Origin of the sequence: Bacteroides eggerthii (genome assembly GCF_025146565.1) — a bacterium.
Taxonomy (GTDB): domain Bacteria; phylum Bacteroidota; class Bacteroidia; order Bacteroidales; family Bacteroidaceae; genus Bacteroides; species Bacteroides eggerthii.
Window position 1 is genome coordinate 991446 of sequence record NZ_CP102258.1, and the last position, 15124, is coordinate 1006569.

The window sequence follows — 15124 nt, forward strand, 5'->3', positions numbered from 1 at the left end:
TTATCCTATCGTATTACCACTTGAAAGCCCCTACCGGCCGTTCCTTTAAGCAAGCCATATACTTTTCAAGGATTATGGCGGGTTGGTAAGATAGTTTTGCTTTTCGTAATCCTTCAATCCCCAAATCCTCTTCCCGGTTGATGTAGATATATTGTTCCGGAATATGGTTGGCAAACTCATAATTAATCATGGCATAAGCACCGTCTATATTGGTATCAGCTTTCTCTACATGCACTCCAAATGTGTTTTGGTTGATAGGCATGCCGAAGGTAAAGGCTGCGATTTTGTCTTCTACATGAAGGATGCCGCCGGTCAGTCCCAATGCATCAAAATTATGAAGAGCGTATATCAGTGCACGACGCTCGTTGCCGGTTCCCTCATGCTGGTCACAGTTATTTGCTTTACACCATTCTGCTTCCAAATCAAGGCACTCTTGAATACGGTCGGCAGTTATCGGGGTGTATTTATAATTATATGTTTTCCTGAATTTGTTGACATGATTCCGCTTTGCCTGGAATTTCTTGCCGGATAGGGTGGCAAGGTCAGAGCGCAGGTATATATAGTCGGCGTAATCTCTGTCTGCTGTGAACTGGAATTTGCCGGGCATAAAAGTTTCTAATTCGGCGCACATTCCGGCGCAGATACCCAACAGGCAAAAGGGTTCGCCTTCCCGGTTGGCATCTTCTATCAGTGCGTTCAGTACCTTGTTTAAATCGCCGTTGCCGATAGGCATCATATATACAAGCTCTCCTTCGGCCCAAAATTTCAATAACAGGAAACCGTCCATAACAGCGAATTTCGTATTATATAAAAAACGCCAACTGCATAAGTTGGAAAATGACAGATCACAGTTCTGTCGTGGGCTATTCAGGGTAAAGGAAGTTATAAGTTCTTTGTCTTCTAGTTCAATATCTTTAAATTGAATCATACGTTATCTCTATTGGTTTAAGAATATAATAACAAAAATAGGATGATTTTGTTAGAGCAGCCCTAACAATCGCAAAATTGTTGGCGTTAATAAAGCTGTGAGAATCCCGTTAAGTGTAAGTCCGAGGCTGGCAAATGCACCGTATTTACTACTGATGTCCATTGCTGCCGATGTACCGACCGCATGTGCGGCAGCTCCCAAGGAGAGACCCTGTGCCATGGGACTTCCGATGTGGGTGATTTTCATGGTTTTAAACCCTAATATTCCACCCAGCAGACCAACGCAAACCACTACGGCGGCAGTCAGTGCAGGGATGCCTCCTATCGACTTCGTAACTTCCATGGCTATCGGGGTGGTTACGGATTTGGGGGCTAATGAATAAATAATCTCGTCGGACGCTCCCATCAACTTGGCTATCAGAACTACGGAAATAACTCCTACAATGCATCCCGCCAGTTGTGAAAGCAGAATAGGCAACAACTGTTTCCTGATAGTTTCCAGTTGCAGATACAAAGGTACACCTAATGCGACTACCGCCGGTTTGAGCCAGAATTCAATCAGATACCCTCCTTTATTATATGTGTCGTAACTGATATTCGCCATCTTCAGGAAAATAATGAGTATGGCGATGGTCAGCAGAATGGGATTCAGCAACATGATTCCTGTCTTCTTTTGAAGCAGCTTGGCTAAGAAGAATATCCCGAAAGTAATAGCCAGCAGGAAGAATTCGTTTTCCAGAAAGTTCATTTGATTTTACGCGTTAGTTGGTGAACCCACCCGGTAACAACAAGCACCAATAGAGTGCTGATTAACGATGCGGTGACAATGGGCCAGAATTCGGCGGCAATAATATCAAAATAAAGCATAAGGGCCACACCGGGCGGAATGAAGAAAAAGCCCAGGTTGGCTACTAAAAAATCGGACATCCCCTGCACCCAGTGCAGTTTTATCCAACCTAATTTTAAGAAAAGGGTGAGCAGCAGCATGCCGATGATGCTGGAGGGGAGTTTGATATCCGTTAAGAATACAATCAATTCACCTAAGGCCAGACATCCGAAAAGAATAGCGCATTGACGGATCATAATACCTGATTATTAAATAATACCTACCTAATTGAAAACTAGGAAAACGCTGCAAAGTTAGCTATTTGAAATGAGGAACTATACCGTAAATCATCTGTTAGTGTTAAATATTATAATAATTCTCGTTTGGTATGGAAAAAGGCTTAGAATTGCAATGTGGATATTGCAAAATTGTGTACTTTTGCGCAGTGAATAACACGAACTACCGATTCTTATACACAATTAAAATATCATGCAAAGATTAATTAATGAAATTTTAGAGCGTGCGAAAGCCGATCGCCAACGCATTGTTCTTCCTGAAGGTACGGAAGAACGCACATTGAAAGCTGCCAATCAAATTTTGACAGACGGTATTGCAGACCTCATTCTTTTGGGCAATCCTGCTGAAATCAACGCTTGCGCAACAGAGTGGGGACTTGGTAATATTTCCAAGGCTACTATTATTGATCCGGAGAACAATCCGAAGCAGGAAGAATATGCACAGCTGCTGTTCGAACTGCGTAAGAAAAAAGGCATGACTATTGAAGAAGCCCGCAAATTGGTTACCAATCCGCTTTACTTGGGTTGTTTGATTATCAAGAACGGCGATGCGGACGGTCAGTTGGCAGGCGCCCGCAATACTACCGGTGATGTGCTTCGTCCGGCTTTGCAGATAATCAAGACAGCTCCGGGCATTACTTGTGTCTCTGGTGCGATGTTGCTGTTGACACATGCTCCTGAGTATGGAAAGAACGGTGTTCTGGTGATGGGAGATGTTGCTGTAACTCCGGTTCCTGATGCTTCTCAGCTGGCACAGATCGCTGTTTGTACAGCACGTACGGCTAAGGCTGTTGCAGGACTTGATCCCAAGGTGGCATTGTTGAGTTTTTCTACGAAGGGCTCTGCAAAACACGAAGTGGTGGACAAAGTGGTGGAAGCCTTGAAAATTGCTAAAGAACTGGCTCCTGACATTGCTATTGACGGTGAATTGCAGGCTGATGCAGCGCTGGTTCCTGAGGTAGGCGCCAGCAAAGCTCCGGGTTCTGCCATTGCAGGCAATGCAAATGTGTTGGTTGTTCCGAGTCTTGAGGTAGGTAATATCTCTTACAAGTTGGTACAGCGTTTGGGACATGCCGATGCGGTTGGTCCGATCTTGCAAGGTATTGCTCGCCCGGTAAACGATTTGTCACGCGGTTGCTCCATCGAAGATGTTTATCGTATGATTGCAATTACTGCAAACCAAGCTATTGCAGCTAAACATAATAAATAATTCAAAATTAATATCATGAAAGTTTTAGTATTGAACTGCGGTAGCTCGTCTATCAAATATAAATTGTTTGATATGGACCATAAAGAGGTTATCGCTCAAGGTGGTATTGAAAAAATAGGTTTGAAAGGCTCTTTCCTGAAGCTGACTTTGCCTAATGGTGAAAAAAAGATTCTGGAAAAAGATATATCGGAGCATACTGTAGGTGTAGAGTTCATCCTGAATACATTGATTAGTCCTGAATATGGTGCAATCAAATCTTTGGATGAAATCAATGCAGTTGGTCACCGCATGGTACATGGTGGTGAGAAGTTCAGTGAATCGGTATTGCTGACGCAGGAAGTGCTGGATGCATTTACTGCTTGCAATGATTTGGCTCCGCTTCATAATCCTGCCAATTTGAAAGGTGTAAACGCGGTTTCGGCTATTCTGCCTGATGTTCCGCAAATAGGTGTATTTGATACTGCTTTCCACCAGACAATGCCTGATTATGCATACTTGTATGCCGTTCCTTACGAATTGTATGAAAAATATGGCGTCCGTCGTTATGGTTTCCATGGAACTTCTCACCGTTATGTGTCAAAACGTGTTTGTGAGTTTTTGGGCGTGCAACCGGAAGGAAAGAAAATTATTACTTGTCACATTGGTAATGGTGGCTCTATCTCTGCTATCAAAGATGGCAAGTGTGTGGACACCAGCATGGGGCTGACACCGTTGGAAGGATTGATGATGGGTACTCGTAGCGGTGACATCGACGCCGGCGCTGTCACTTTCATCATGGAGAAAGAACATTTGGATGCAAACGGAGTGTCCAACCTTCTGAATAAAAAGAGTGGTGTATTGGGCGTTTCGGGTGTATCCAGCGATATGCGCGAATTGGAAGCGGCTGTTGCTGCCGGTAATCCGAAAGCTATTTTGGCGGAAAAGATGTATTTCTATCGTATAAAGAAATACGTGGGTGCTTATGCTGCTGCTTTGGGCGGTGTGGATATTATCGTATTTACAGGTGGTGTCGGCGAGAACCAATGCAACTGCCGTAGCGAAGTATGCGAAGGGTTGGAATTCATGGGCATCAAAGTAGACCTGAAAAAGAACGAAGTACGTGGTGAAGAAGCCGTAATCTCTGCTGATGACTCTAAGGTTAAAGTAGTGGTTATTCCGACCGATGAAGAACTGATGATTGCTTCGGATACAATGGCTATCTTGAATAAATAACAAAAAGGGCCGGGCCCTTTCTGAATAAAGAGCAGCCATCACCTTGCTTGAAGATTATAGCAAAGGTGATGGCTGCTTTTATATTCTTTGTCTATCTGATGTTTCAGTTCAGCCTATTGAACGTAATCCTTGATGGATGCTCTTTTTGATGAAGCACTTTGATTGTTGATTTGATAAAATCGTTATTGCTGCATTGATATATGTCAACAAATTGCTGCGGATTCCGGTCTACTAAGGGAAACCAACTGCTTTGTATCTGAACAACAATTTTGTGTCCCTTCTTAAATGTATGTGCTATGTCGTTCATGGAAAAGCAGATACGAGTGGGGTGATTGGGAGTAAAGGCTTCAGGATGTTCGAAGCTATTCCTGTATCTTCCTCTCATTACTTCTCCCCGTATTAGCATTTGATATCCGTTCATTAGATAGGTGTGCTTTTGAGACGGATTTTGATAATCATCAGGATATTCATCTATAATCTTAACCACGAAATCTGCATCTGTTGTAGTTATGGCAACTTCTAGCTCGGCTTTAATGGCGCCGCCTAGGGTAATGTTTTCTTTTAGCGGTTCGGTCTTAAAAGATAATACATCTGGGCGGCGTTCGGAAAAACGCTGGTCGTCTGTCATATATTCTTTAGGGCGGGTATATGTAGTCTTGTCTGTATATGGTACGGGCTTATCAGGGTCTGATATATACTCTGAATAAGATTCCTTTTTTTCTGGAGGACACATGTTTAATGTTCCGTTTTCGCCCAAATAGAATGAAAGGGGGTGTGTGCCTGTTGGTGGCCATGCATGGAATTGCTTCCACTCGTTTTTTCCGGAGAAGAAAACGGTTGCCTTTTGTGATGTGGGAGTGGAGTTTCCTGTATTGTTCAAGTGGTATTGTAGGAAAGGATATTCTATATTATTACGGTAATATAGAACTGTTTGAGAACCGAAATCTATATTGCCGAGGTTGCTCTGGCCTTTACCATTCCAAGCGCCATGATGCCATGGTCCCATAATAATTTCCAAATCGGTTTGAGGGCTTTGCTTGCGAATAGCCTTGTATAACTCCCAGGCTCCATAGCAATCTTCTGCGTCGAATAGACCTCCCACTATTAATACAGCGGGATCAATATCGTAACAGGAACGACGGCTGTCCCGTTCTTGCCACCATTGGTCATAATTTGGATGTTCCATCAATTCTTTCCAATAGGTGATGCTGTCACCTGCAATGCGAGTTAAGTCTTTCAGGCTGCCAACATTCAGAAAAAAGGAGTATTCATCTGTTAGGTAATAGGGCTTGGCTGGTGGCAGGTTGTCGGTCGGGGTGGGGCGCGGGCGATTGACTGAAGTGGCAAATCTGAAACCGTCGCAAAGCATAAATGCGCCGTTGTGGTGATAGTCATCCCCCATGAACCAGTCGGTGACAGGGGCTTGGGGAACTACGGCTTTGATTGCCGGGTGCTTACTTAGTGCCCCCATGAGTGCATAAAATCCTGAATACGAGGATCCGATAATACCGATATTTCCGTTGTTGTGTGTATGGGATAACAACCATTCGGCTGTATCATATACATCACTGGCTTCATCTGTGTCATCCTGTTTTGTTTTATTGCGGATGAACGGGCGTACATTGATGAACTCACCTTCGCTCTTCCAACGTCCTCGCACGTCCTGTATTACAAAAATATATTTTTCGTGGGCATACTTTTTCCATATGCCCCATAGCTTGTTGTTAAACTTCTTTCCGTAGGGTGATGCCTTGTAGGGCGTCCGGGTCATTAATATAGGTGCTTTTTGGGTTTGCTGGAGTGGTTCGTATATTGCGGTGTATAAGCATATGCCGTCTCGCATGGGAATCATAACTTCTTTTTTATGGTAGTTCTCGGTTATCCAAGCTTCAGTTATCTCTTGTGCCGATAGATTAAGTGATAGCCAGATATAAAGCAGGGTAAAGCATAAGGCCTTACCCTGTTGATTTATTGAATGGATCATGATATTAGATGTAATATATGCTATATTAAACAATGATAAGCTCTATCCCGATTTCTTCGATAGACTGTGCCATTGCTTTGGATATTCCAGAATCTGTGATGATGACGTCTACCCGGTTGAGGTCACAAATCTTGCCGAAGCCTCTCCGTCCGAATTTTGAGGAATCAGCCAATATGATTGTACGCAGGGAAGCTTCTATCATTTTCTTGTTTAGATTGGCTTCTGCGATATTTGAGTTGGTGATTCCATGTTCCAAGTCAATTCCGTCTACTCCCAAAAAAAGTTTGGAGCAGGTGATTTGTTCAAAAAGTTGTGAAGTATAATCGCCAATTACAGAACAAGAATTTTTTCTGACTGTACCTCCTAATTGGATAACTTCTATGTTATTGACTGCATTCAGCAATATGGCTGTTTTTAAAGAGGCAGTCACTACGATTAAATGTTCTATCGGAGTCAGTTGCTCTGCAAGCATGTGGACGGTTGATCCTGAAGCTATAATAATAGAGTCGTTTTTCTCTATTAGTTTAGCCGCGGCTATTGCGATTCTTTTCTTTTCGTTTGTTTGCAGCTTTTCTTTCTCCTGAACATTGATCTCCGGAGTCACGGGATTAATGGGGCTTGCACTTCCATGAGTGCGGTAAAGCAGTTTCTTCTCTTCTAAATATTTTAGATCTTTTCGAATGGTAACGGGAGTGACCTCCAGGTCTTTAGCGATATCATTTACTTTGATAAAGCCATTCCTGTTTAAACATTCAAGGATATACTTATGTCTTTCTGCTATACTTGTCATTTGAAATTCTATTTTTTACAAAGGTAAACTAAATCTTAATAAATAACAAATGAAAGTTGTAAAAGTTTCATTATATAATGTAAGTTTCTACTTATTTCTTTTTTTTATTTCTAAAAACGAAAAAATATTTGCTTTTTTTGTTGTGGTGTATTTCTTTTTATGTATTTTTGCAGTGTTATTTCTTTCTATTCGTTTCGTGTTTTCGAAAAACGAATATTAAACAAAAGAAAACGAAATAATCTGCTTGCCCATGAAAGTATGCTAAAACAGAGAAATAGGAAAGCTGGATGTGATATTTATCATTAAGCATTTTATTACGTTACCTGTGTGGTGAGTAAGATTTGAATAATGAGTGATTTGTTTAATGTGGAATTTTAAAAAAAATAGTACCATGAAAAACTATGCAAAGCTATTTAAAACGTCAATGGCTCTCCTTATGCTGGGAGGCCTGTTGGTGGCACCGGATTTGTCTGCACAGAATAAACTGAACACACTGAAATTTGATAAAACATCTCAGCTGAGAGACTTTTTTAGCTATAAAGGAGACGGAACGATACTGGTTAGCGGTCATCGTGGAGGATACGAGGTGGGTTATGCGGAGAACTGTATAGAAGGGCTGGAGAATGTTCTTACCCAAATGCCCGCTTTCTTTGAAATAGATCCTCGCCTGACTAAAGACAGTGTGATTGTACTAATGCACGATGCAACTTTGGATCGTACTACCACAGGGAAAGGTAAGGTAAAAGACTATACATGGGAGGAGCTTCAGTCGCTTCGTTTGAAAGATCATTCCGGTAAAGTGACAGATTGCCGTATTCCGACTTTAGAAGAAGTTATTGTTTGGAGTAAAGGCAAAACAATTATCAATTTAGATAAAAAGGATGTTCCGATGTCTATGATCGCAGCTTTGATAAAAAAGCATAGAGCAGAAAAACATGTAATGCTGACAGTGCATACAGGTGCACAGGCGAGGTACTATTACGACCGTTTTCCTGATATTATGATGTCTGTCTTTGCTCGCAACATGAAAGAGTTTGAAGATATATCAATTTCGGGTGTACCTTGGGAAAACATGATTGCTTATGTTGGCCGCACTTTAACTCCGGAGAATAGTAAAATATGCGAAATGCTTCATGCGTATGGAGTGCGTTGTATGATTAGTGTAGCACCGACACATGACAAACTGCCTACTATTGAAGAACGTGCGGCAAAATATAAGGAGGAGATTGACAAGAGGCCGGATATTATAGAATCGGATATACCGACGGAAGTGTGGAAGGTCTTGCACTCTCGGTAATTGATTTGTCTTCCGGAAATGAATATCCCGGAGTTTGTGATAAAAATAACCTAATGGATAATTTAATAATAAGGAAATTATAAATATGTCAAGAATTGAAGATGCCTTGAAGGCTGCGAATGAGACTTGTGCTCTTCGTATAGGTAGTGAAGTGTTAAATGAGGTCGCTGTTATGTTTAAAGAGCAGTTTCCCGGGAAAAGGGCGGTAGTCGTTGCTGATGAAACAACTTGGGATGTTGCTGGTAAAAAAGTGGAAGAAGAATTGAAAAAGGCAGGGGTGAGGTTGCAACCGGCATTCATCTTTACACAGCCGGACCTGTATGCTGAATATTCTTATATCGATCTTTTGGTCGAATCGTTGAAAGAGCATGACGCAATACCGGTAGCGGTAGGTTCTGGAACAATCAATGATTTGACAAAACTTTCCTCTCATCTGACAGGCAGGAGATATATGTGTGTAGCCACTGCGGCTTCTATGGATGGTTATACGGCATTTGGAGCGTCGATTACGGCGGAGGGTGCCAAACAAACGTTTAGTTGTCCGGCTCCTTTGGCTGTTTTGGCCGATACGAACATCATTAGAAAAGCTCCCGGCGTTATGACTGCTTCCGGGTATGCGGATTTATTTGCAAAAGTTACAGCAGGAGCTGACTGGATACTGGCTGATTGGATGGGTGTTGAGAAAATAGATGAGACTGCTTGGAGTATTGTTCAGGATGGTCTGCATGATGCTTTGGCAAATCCGGAGGGCGCTGCTGCAGGTGATGATGAGGCTATATCGCAACTGATTGAGGGGCTTATGCTGGGAGGTTTTGCTATGCAGTGGTCTAAATCAAGTCGGCCTGCTTCCGGTGCAGAGCACCAGTTTAGCCATCTTTGGAATATGGAACACCATTTGAATAATGGCGAACATATATCTCATGGATTTCAAGTCAGTATAGGAATGTTGGCTGTTACGGCATTCTATGAACAGGTTCTGAGGACCCCTTTGGAAAACTTGGATGTCGAAGCCTGTTGTGCAGCATGGCCGACTCCGGAGGAATTGAAGAAAGCTGCGCTCGAAATGTTTGTAGGAACTGATTTTCCGAATATCGGAGTACAGGAAACGAAAGCTAAGTACGTGACACGTGAAGAATTGGCCGTTCAGTTGCAGCAGTTGAAAGAATATTGGCCGAAAATTCGGGAACGCCTACTTGCACAGTTGCTTCCTTATAAAGAAGTAAAACGGCGCTTGGAGTTGGTTGGGGCTCCTACGGAACCGGAACAAATCGGTATTACGAGGAAGCGTTTACGTGATACGTTTATTCGTGCGCAATTTATCCGTCGCCGTTTTACTGTGCTTGATCTTGCTGTGCGTAGCGGTTATATGAAGCAATGGTTGGACGGTTTGTTCGGCAAAGGAAAGATTTGGGAGATAACGGAATAAAATACGAAAGAACATGAAACAGGAGGGAATGACGCCTGAGGTGGCAAAGAAGTTTAAGTACTGGCAAACACGAACTATTATAGCAAGCATGATAGGCTATGCTTTGTTTTATTTTGTTCGTAAGAACCTAAGTATAGCGATGCCTGCCATGCAGGAAGATTTAGGCATCACAAAAGGAGATTTGGGATTGTTCCTGACACTACATGGGTTGCTGTATGGGGTTTCAAAGTTCGCTAACGGTTTTATTGGCGATCGTGTGAATGCACGCTATTTTATGGTGACAGGATTGGTACTTTCCGCCGTTTGTAATATTTTGTTTGGATTTAGTTCTGCGGTGCTTGTATTTGGCATCGTTTGGATGCTGAACGGCTGGTTTCAAGGGATGGGTTTTCCGCCTTGTGCTCGTTTGCTGACTCACTGGATTCCTCCTACGCAACTTGCAACCAAAATGTCCATATGGAATACTTCACATTCTATTGGTGCCGGCTTGGTGGTGATAGTATGCGGATATATTGTTAGCCTTGGGTGGCGTTGGTGCTTTTGGTTTCCTTCCATTATTGCTTTGGTAGGTGCGGTGGGACTTTGGTTTGCTCTGCGCGACACCCCTCGTTCTGTGGGCTTGCCGGAACTTAATCAAAAGGGAGCCGGCGAAGCTAAGGAAGAATCTTCCAAGGAGTTTAAGGCTTTTGTACGGAAACATGTTTTTGGAAACCCCACTATTTGGGTATTAGCCTTTGCTAATTTCTTTGTGTATATTGTCCGTTACGCTGTGCTTGATTGGGGACCTACCCTTTTAGGAGAATGGAAAGGCATCTCCATTCAACATGCCGGCTGGATGGTCGCTGCCTTTGAAATCTCTGGTATTTTGGGGATGTTGACGGCAGGTTGGGCGACAGACCGCTTCTTTGGCGGGCGCGGACCACGAGTTTGCGTGCTTTGTATGGCTTTGGCTACGGTGTTTATAGCTTTATTTTGGGGATTACAAGAACCTTCGATGTGGTTGGCTACATGTTTGCTCGGAGCTGCCGGATTCTGCATTTATGGCCCTCAGGCACTCGTCGGTATTGCTGCAGCCAATATAGCTACCAAAAAGGCGGCGGCTACGGCCGTTGGCTTTACAGGGTTGTTTGGTTATGCCAGTACGTTGGTTTCAGGTTGGGGATTAGGACTTCTGGCTCAACATTATGGTTGGGATGTAGCGGTCGGCGCGTTGATCTTAATAGCAGTTGTTGGTACTCTTATTTTTATGGCTGCATGGACGGCTAAAGCGAATGGATATGATGAAGGTAATTGAAGGAATTGAAAAATGGATATAAATGAAATAATATTGGAAAAGGTTCGCCGAGTGAAGCATGTAGCTTTAGATATGGATGGGACTATTTATAATGGAGGGACGCTTTTCCCTTTTACGATTGGTTTTTTGGATAAAATGAAAGAGCTGGGTATTGGCTATTCGTTTTTGACTAATAATCCTTCGAGAAGTACTAACGATTATTTGAAGCATTTGAATGATATGGGAATTAAGGCTTCAAAAGATGAGTTCTATACGTCAGCTCAGGCTACAATCGATTATCTCCGGTTGTATCGTCCTGATTGTAAGCGGCTTTTCATTTTGGGGACTCCAAGCATGATAAAAGAGTTTGAGGAGGCCGGGTTTGAGTCTACAATGGACGATGCAAATGATGAGCCGGATGCTGTTGTTGTAGGATTTGATATGTCCTTGGTATATTCGCGCTTGTGTCGTGCTGCGTGGTGGATTAATCAGAAGAAGCTTTATCTTGCGACTAACCCAGACCGGATATGCCCGACTGATAAATCCTTGGTGCTGGTTGATTGTGGGTCTATTTGTTCAAGTTTGGAGCATGCCACCGGGCGAAAGCCGGATATGGTTATCGGCAAGCCTGATCCTCGAATGTTGAACGGTATCATGGAACGTCATAATCTGCAAGCTGAACAAATAGCTATGGTTGGTGATCGGATTTATACGGATATTCTTATGGCACAGCGGGCAAACGCTCTGTCGGTGTTGGTTCTTTCAGGAGAGACAACGCATAAGGAAGCTGTGGCTCTTCAGCCTAACCCGGATTTGATTATGCGCGATTTGGCGGAATTTCAGGAAATGATTTTATTAGCACATAGTACGTTTTAATATATGAAGGTAAAAGTTTTTTTTTACGTATTATTTTTCTCGATAACAGGTAAATACGGTTTGTTACAGGCGGCTCAACCGCCTGTAACTTTTTTATTTAAGGCCTTGCAGATGAATATCTGGATGGGTGGCTCTAAGGTGGATGGGGCGGTTGGTATGATTGTCGATGAAATCATTCATTCGGATGCGGACATCATCTTTCTTAATGAACTGCGGGATTATCGGGGAGAGAATTTTATTTCTTATATGGTAAAGGAACTGAACCGGCGTGGTTATACTTTTTATGGGAAGAACAGTTCTTTGTCAGTAGGAGTGCTGTCGCGCTTTCCGATTGATGAGCAGGAAACAGTCTATCCGCGTGTAAAAGGAGAAAAAGGTGCAATTTTGCGTGTATTGCTTACTGTTGCCGGTAGAAAAGTAGCGGTATATGCCGCTCATCTAGATTATCGGCATTATGCCTGTTATCTACCCAGGGGATATAGCGGGAGTGATTGGAAAAAGATAGCTAAGCCTGTGTTGAATGAGGAGGATATCCTTGCAATGAATGGAAAGAGTGACCGGAAGAAAGCGGTTGAAGTTTTTTTGCAGCGAGTACGGTTGGACATTGAACAGAAACACACCATTCTACTAGCAGGTGACTTCAATGAACCGTCTCATTTGGATTGGAAAGAAGATACGAAAAAGTTGTGGGGACATAATGGGGTAATAGTGAATTGGGACTGTTCCCGTATGCTCTATGAGGCAGGTTTCAGGGATGCTTATCGTTCGGTTTATCCTAATCCCGTTACTCATCCGGGCTTTACGTATCCTGCCGGAAACAAATGTGCACCTGTGGCTAAATTGACGTGGGCGCCTGAGGCTGATGAACGAGAACGAATTGATTTTATTTATTATTACCCTTCCCCGTTTTTGGTTCCGGAAGAAGCTTGGATTGTAGGGCCTGTACATTCTGTTGTGAAAGGAAAAATGAAAAAGGAGAGGAGTTCGGATTGTTTTATTCGCCCTAAGAGAGGGTGGCCCACAGATCATAAAGCTGTGATGCTCTCTTTTCGCGTTTCTGGACTACATTCGGAAAATCCTTGCAATATGAATTGAAAAAACATGGAGGTGTGTTAAAATAGAACTCGGCTATCATTCTAAACAACAGAATGATAGCCGAATTCTATTTTGATATAATCCTGTGTAAGATCTTTTTCCCCATTAATGTTATTTGGTCCTTATTTTACATAAGATAGCTGAAGTAGCGGGCATTTGAAGGCGTGTTTCTCCTTTTTTTGTTTTAATCCGATAGCTGGAAGTCGTTCCTGCTAACCATTCAATCTTTGAATTGTCCGGCAGGTTGACGGCTGTCTCCGCTTTTTGCCCGCTGGGGTTTAACACGATGAAATACTGTTCATCGCCTATCCATCTCATGTATGCAAAAGGGTATGGCTGTTCTATGTCGCTAATAGCTTTCCAGTCGCCTCTTGTGCCAATCGCTGGTATGTTCTTTCTGATTTCCAGTAGAGTGCGTACATAATTCAAGATGGAAGTACGGTCGTTTTCTTGCGAGGCTACATTGGGGTAATTGTCGGCAGGGTCTATCGGCAAATAGATTTGGTCGGATGGTGCGGATGAAAATCCGGCGTTCAATCCTGTTTCCCATTGCATAGGAGTGCGACAACTGCTTCTGTTGCGTGCGCTCTTACTCCCTTCTTTGTAAGGGGCTTCTTCCAGGTTTCTCATACCTATTTCCTCACCATAGTATATGATAGGTGGCCAAGGCATAGTGAGAAAGAGGGTTAATGCTACTTTGAGTTCTTCCGGTGTGTTGCGTTGCAGGCGGTTTAGTCGCCATATGTCATGGCTGCACGTAGGCATGGTGGCATATCCCAGGTTTCTGGTTGCTTGATATTCTTTGCCATAATTAGTTACAAACTCTTTGATTTGTCCATTGCCGGATTTGTCGAAGTAGCAGTTGTTTGGTTTTCCTTTGTCGTCTGTGTTGCAGACAAGGTTTCGGTATATTTTCACTCCGTTGTGAATAATAAGATCGATGTTGAATCCAGCTTTGATAGCTTCATGCGGCATACTCCATTCCGACATCATGATTCCTTCCGGATATTTCTTGTTGAACCAGCTTAGGATCTCGTCCCACAATTGCATGGTGGCTGTGTGGTTGCGGTCATCGCGTTTGATGAGGCTTTGTGCCATGTCTACGCGGAATCCGTCTACTCCTTTGTCCATCCAGAAAGCAATGATATTTTTCAGTTCGCGGCGGACAGCTTGTGGTCCGGGAGCATTGACGGACTGTTCCCAGGGATGGTTGGGATCGGGTTGGGCAAATCCGTAATTCAGTGCAGGTTGGCAGTCAAAGAAGTTTTTCATATAGTATCCGTTGCGTGCTGCGTCTGGTGCGTCTACGTACTTTTGGGGTTTTTGTTTTTTGTCGGTTGTCCAAATGTAGTAATCACTATGTTGCAGGTTGGTATCAGTCTGCTTGGACTGTAAAAACCATGGATGCTTATCCGAGGTATGTCCAGCCACAAGGTCCAGACAAACTCGGATACCTTTGGAGTGTGCTGTCTGAATAAGTGCTGTCAATGTTTCGTTTTGACCAAACCGGGGATCAATACGGTAAAAGTCAGTGATGTCGTATCCGCCGTCCTTGAATTCGGAAGAGAAAATAGGGCTGAGCCAAATGGTGTTTACTCCGATTGAACGGATATAATCCAGTCTGGAGTGAATTCCTTTCAGATCTCCGATGCCATTTCCGTCACTGTCTTGAAAGCTGCTGGGATATATATGGTATATGACTGCGTCTTTTAGCCATTCGGGACCTTTCTGCGAGAAAGCTTCAGTAGATAAAATGAAGCATAATAGTAAAAATAATGTTTCTTTTGTTTTCATATCATTTCGATTGTTGATGATTTATATACCGCAAATATAATAATTTGTGGAAGATAGGGCAGATAAATACTCTTTGAAATTGTGACTTTTAACTTTTATTGGACGTCTCTCTTGTTGC

General features: G+C 43.0%; 13 protein-coding genes. 7 read left to right on the forward strand and 6 right to left on the reverse strand.

The annotated features are described in order from the left end of the window. Positions 1–13: 13 nt before the first annotated feature. From NQ546_RS04050 to NQ546_RS04060, 3 genes are read right to left on the reverse strand one after another with little or no spacing between them, the layout of a single operon-like run. Positions 14–928, reverse strand: a complete 915-nt coding sequence (locus NQ546_RS04050; RefSeq protein WP_004292150.1) for a DUF2156 domain-containing protein — start codon at positions 926–928, stop codon at positions 14–16. A 51-nt stretch (positions 929–979) separates the two neighbouring features. Continuing rightward, entirely contained in the window at positions 980–1675 is a 696-nt protein-coding gene (locus tag NQ546_RS04055; RefSeq protein ID WP_004292151.1) for an LrgB family protein, read from the reverse strand. After that, positions 1672–2010, reverse strand: a complete 339-nt coding sequence (locus NQ546_RS04060) for a CidA/LrgA family protein (RefSeq protein WP_004292152.1) — start codon at positions 2008–2010, stop codon at positions 1672–1674. Before NQ546_RS04060 ends, NQ546_RS04055 begins: the two co-directional genes overlap by 4 nt. A 232-nt stretch (positions 2011–2242) precedes the next feature. Here NQ546_RS04060 and pta point away from each other — a divergent pair, with 232 nt between their 5' ends. Continuing rightward, positions 2243–3259, forward strand: coding sequence for a phosphate acetyltransferase (gene pta / locus NQ546_RS04065; RefSeq protein WP_004292153.1), 1017 nt, complete (start codon positions 2243–2245; stop codon positions 3257–3259). Positions 3260–3274: 15 nt separating this feature from the next. Continuing rightward, positions 3275–4471 (forward strand): acetate kinase, encoded by a 1197-nt coding sequence (locus tag NQ546_RS04070; protein ID WP_004292154.1) that lies wholly within the window; start codon positions 3275–3277, stop codon positions 4469–4471. Between the two features lie 103 nt (positions 4472–4574). On the opposite strand, the gene NQ546_RS04075 is transcribed toward NQ546_RS04070, so the two are convergent. Beyond that, positions 4575–6455, reverse strand: coding sequence for a CocE/NonD family hydrolase (locus NQ546_RS04075; protein WP_004292155.1), 1881 nt, complete (start codon positions 6453–6455; stop codon positions 4575–4577). Between the two features lie 25 nt (positions 6456–6480). Then, on the reverse strand, positions 6481–7245 hold the full coding sequence (locus NQ546_RS04080) for a DeoR/GlpR family DNA-binding transcription regulator (RefSeq protein WP_004292156.1): 765 nt from the start codon (positions 7243–7245) through the stop codon (positions 6481–6483). Positions 7246–7609: 364 nt separating this feature from the next. Between NQ546_RS04080 and NQ546_RS04085 the strand changes: the two genes are divergently transcribed. The 5 genes from NQ546_RS04085 to NQ546_RS04105 all read left to right on the forward strand — a co-directional run bounded on the left by NQ546_RS04085 (position 7610) and on the right by NQ546_RS04105 (position 13212). Beyond that, the gene (locus NQ546_RS04085) at positions 7610–8542 is read left to right on the forward strand and encodes a glycerophosphodiester phosphodiesterase family protein (protein WP_004292158.1); all 933 of its coding nucleotides are present in this window, start codon (positions 7610–7612) and stop codon (positions 8540–8542) included. A gap of 85 nt (positions 8543–8627) precedes the next feature. Beyond that, positions 8628–9968, forward strand: a complete 1341-nt coding sequence (locus NQ546_RS04090; RefSeq protein ID WP_004292159.1) for a sn-glycerol-1-phosphate dehydrogenase — start codon at positions 8628–8630, stop codon at positions 9966–9968. Positions 9969–9981: 13 nt separating this feature from the next. Continuing rightward, a complete protein-coding gene (locus tag NQ546_RS04095; protein ID WP_004292160.1) occupies positions 9982–11262 on the forward strand; it encodes an MFS transporter in 1281 nt (426 codons plus the stop codon). A 12-nt stretch (positions 11263–11274) separates the two neighbouring features. Continuing rightward, entirely contained in the window at positions 11275–12117 is an 843-nt protein-coding gene (locus NQ546_RS04100) for an HAD-IIA family hydrolase (RefSeq protein ID WP_004292161.1), read from the forward strand. A gap of 3 nt (positions 12118–12120) precedes the next feature. Beyond that, on the forward strand, positions 12121–13212 hold the full coding sequence (locus tag NQ546_RS04105) for an endonuclease/exonuclease/phosphatase family protein (protein WP_004292162.1): 1092 nt from the start codon (positions 12121–12123) through the stop codon (positions 13210–13212). Between the two features lie 111 nt (positions 13213–13323). Here NQ546_RS04105 and NQ546_RS04110 read toward each other — a convergent pair whose 3' ends face one another. Beyond that, the gene (locus NQ546_RS04110; RefSeq protein WP_004292163.1) at positions 13324–15006 is read right to left on the reverse strand and encodes an alpha-amylase family glycosyl hydrolase; all 1683 of its coding nucleotides are present in this window, start codon (positions 15004–15006) and stop codon (positions 13324–13326) included. Positions 15007–15124 lie beyond the last annotated feature (118 nt).

Coding starts and splice junctions, on each gene's coding strand:
- NQ546_RS04095 (WP_004292160.1), top strand. CDS start 9,982: ATGAAACAGGAGGGAATGACGCCTGAGGTGGCAAAGAAGTTTAAGTAC.
- NQ546_RS04060 (WP_004292152.1), bottom strand. CDS start 2,010: ATGATCCGTCAATGCGCTATTCTTTTCGGATGTCTGGCCTTAGGTGAA.
- NQ546_RS04085 (WP_004292158.1), top strand. CDS start 7,610: ATGTGGAATTTTAAAAAAAATAGTACCATGAAAAACTATGCAAAGCTA.
- NQ546_RS04050 (WP_004292150.1), bottom strand. CDS start 928: ATGATTCAATTTAAAGATATTGAACTAGAAGACAAAGAACTTATAACT.
- NQ546_RS04055 (WP_004292151.1), bottom strand. CDS start 1,675: ATGAACTTTCTGGAAAACGAATTCTTCCTGCTGGCTATTACTTTCGGG.
- NQ546_RS04070 (WP_004292154.1), top strand. CDS start 3,275: ATGAAAGTTTTAGTATTGAACTGCGGTAGCTCGTCTATCAAATATAAA.
- NQ546_RS04075 (WP_004292155.1), bottom strand. CDS start 6,455: ATGATCCATTCAATAAATCAACAGGGTAAGGCCTTATGCTTTACCCTG.
- NQ546_RS04110 (WP_004292163.1), bottom strand. CDS start 15,006: ATGAAAACAAAAGAAACATTATTTTTACTATTATGCTTCATTTTATCT.
- NQ546_RS04100 (WP_004292161.1), top strand. CDS start 11,275: ATGGATATAAATGAAATAATATTGGAAAAGGTTCGCCGAGTGAAGCAT.
- NQ546_RS04080 (WP_004292156.1), bottom strand. CDS start 7,245: ATGACAAGTATAGCAGAAAGACATAAGTATATCCTTGAATGTTTAAAC.
- NQ546_RS04090 (WP_004292159.1), top strand. CDS start 8,628: ATGTCAAGAATTGAAGATGCCTTGAAGGCTGCGAATGAGACTTGTGCT.
- NQ546_RS04105 (WP_004292162.1), top strand. CDS start 12,121: ATGAAGGTAAAAGTTTTTTTTTACGTATTATTTTTCTCGATAACAGGT.
- pta (WP_004292153.1), top strand. CDS start 2,243: ATGCAAAGATTAATTAATGAAATTTTAGAGCGTGCGAAAGCCGATCGC.